The sequence below is a fragment of the Streptomyces sp. NPDC059398 genome (genome assembly GCF_042751845.1).
GTDB lineage: Bacteria > Actinomycetota > Actinomycetes > Streptomycetales > Streptomycetaceae > Streptomyces.
Map to the genome: position 1 here is coordinate 1 of NZ_JBHYWP010000207.1, position 2187 is coordinate 2187.

1 protein-coding gene is annotated in these 2187 nt (G+C 68.7%); it reads right to left on the reverse strand.

Annotated features, from left to right (window positions below; all coding sequences use genetic code 11):
- Positions 1 to 2187: condensation domain-containing protein (locus ACFXBC_RS35015; protein ID WP_385034165.1), on the reverse strand; the 2187-nt coding region annotated here is incomplete at both ends.

A 2187-nucleotide genomic window follows, 5' to 3' on the forward strand; every position in this document is an offset into this window, starting at 1 on the left:
CCGTTGCTGCTGGACACGGCCACCGCGTCCGGTGCCGCTTTCACGCGCTCCGCGAACAGCTCGGGCAGCGACGCCCCCGAGACACCCACCGGAAGATCCCCACCCCGACTCCACCGGGCCATGGCCTCCCGCTCGGTGCCGGACAGCAGGTCATAGCTGCGCAGCGGACGGTCCGGATCGGCCGCCACGGCTTTGAGCAGTCGTGTGAGCCGGTGCGTCAGGGTCTCGACCGTGGTGCGGTCGAAGAGGGCTGTCGCGTACTCGACTCCCGCCGTGATGCCGCCGTGCTCCTGGTCCTCGGCGAAAGCGAAGGTCAGATCGAACTTGCTGACTCCGTTGTGCACCAGTCGGCTCTTCACCGACAGTCCAGGCAGCTCGATAGCGGCGGTGTCCTGGTTCTGGAGCACCAGCATCGTCTGGAACAGAGGCGCATGGTTACGGGCGCGGACCGGGTTGAGGCTCTCGACCAGCCGCTCGAACGGCACGTCCTGGTGTGCGTAGGCGGCCAGGTCGAACTCCCTTACACGGGCCAGGAGTTCCCGGAAAGTCGGTTCGCCCGACACGTCCGTACGCAGGACGAGCGTGTTGACGAAGAACCCGATCAGGTCTTCGAGAGCGCCGTCGGTGCGACCGGCCACGGGTGTGCCGAGAGGAATGTCGTCCCCCGCGCCGTGCCGGGAGAGCAAGGTAGCCACGGCGGCCTGCAGCACCATGAACAGGCTGCTGCCGGAGCCCTTCGCCAAGTCGAGCAGCTGTCTGTGCAGGCCGGCGTCCAACGTGTAGGAAACTGTCGCGCCCGTGTGATCCGCGACGGCAGGGCGGGGCCGGTCGACGGGTAGGTCGAGGAGCCCAGGGAGGCCCCGCAGCGCATCGCTCCAGAAGGAGAGTTGACGCGAAGTGACACTGCCGGGGTCGGACTCTTCGCCGAGCATGGTGCGTTGCCACAGCGTGTAGTCGATGTACTGGACGGCCGGTGCGGGCCGCTCGGGGGCGCCGCCGCCGACGCGGGCCCGGTAGGCATCGCCCAGGTCGCGGGCGAGCGGCGCGAGGGACCAGCCGTCCGCCGCGATGTGGTGCACGACCACGACCAGCACGGTACGGGTGGGGCCCGTCCTGAAGAGCCAGGCCCGCAACGGGAGATCGTTGGTCACGTCGAACGGAGTAGCGACCGCGGTGGACACCGCCGCTTCGAGACGGGTCGCGGTGACCTCCTCGATCGTCAAGTCCACCGCCAACGCGGCGCTCTCCAGCACGCGTTGGTTCGGGACTCCGTCCGTCTCCGGGAACACCGTACGCAGCGCCTCATGACGGGCCACCACATCACCGAGGGCCGCGCGCATCGCATCCGTGTCCAGCTCTCCGTCGAGCTCCAGCACCAGCGGGATGTTGTACGTGGAGCTCGGCCCTTCGAACCGGTTGAGGAACCAGAGCCGCTGCTGCGCGAAGGACAGCGGGATCGATTCAGCACGTACGGCTCTGACCACTCCCGCCCTGCCCCGGTCCGCACTGTCGAGCGCCGTGGCGAGCCGGGCGACCGTCGGGTGCTCGAACAGGGTACGGACCTGGAGTTCCGCTCCCAGGAGTGAACGCACCGCGCTGACCAGCCGCGTCGCCAGGAGGGAGTGCCCGCCCAGCGCAAAGAAGCTGTCGTCGACCCCTACCTCCGGAAGGCCCAGCAGCTCGGCGAAGAGACCGCACAGAATCTCTTCCTGTACCGAACGCCTGCTGCGGTCGCGGCCGCCGCTCGGAGCGGCATCAGGCACGGGCAGCCTGCCCCTGTCGACCTTGCCGTTCGGCAGCAGCGGCAGCGTGTCCAGCGCGACGAAGGCCGACGGGACCATGTGCGCGGGCAGTACGGCTGTGAGTGCGGCCCGCAGATCGGGCGTCGGTGGTTCCTGCTGGGCGGGCGTAGCCACGGTGTAGGCGACGAGGCGCCGGTTGCCTGGTTGGTCTTCGCGGAGGATGACGCGGGCGGCGCTGATGCCGGGGAGGTTGGTGAGCGCTGCCTCGATTTCGCCGGGTTCGATGCGGAAGCCGCGGAGTTTGATCTGGTCGTCGGCGCGGGTGAGGTATTCGAGTTCGTTGTGGTGGGTCCAGCGGACGAGGTCGCCGGTGCGGTACATGCGTTGGCCGGTGGTGGTGAAGGGGTCGGCGATGAAGCGTGTTGCTGTGAGGGCGGGTTGGTTG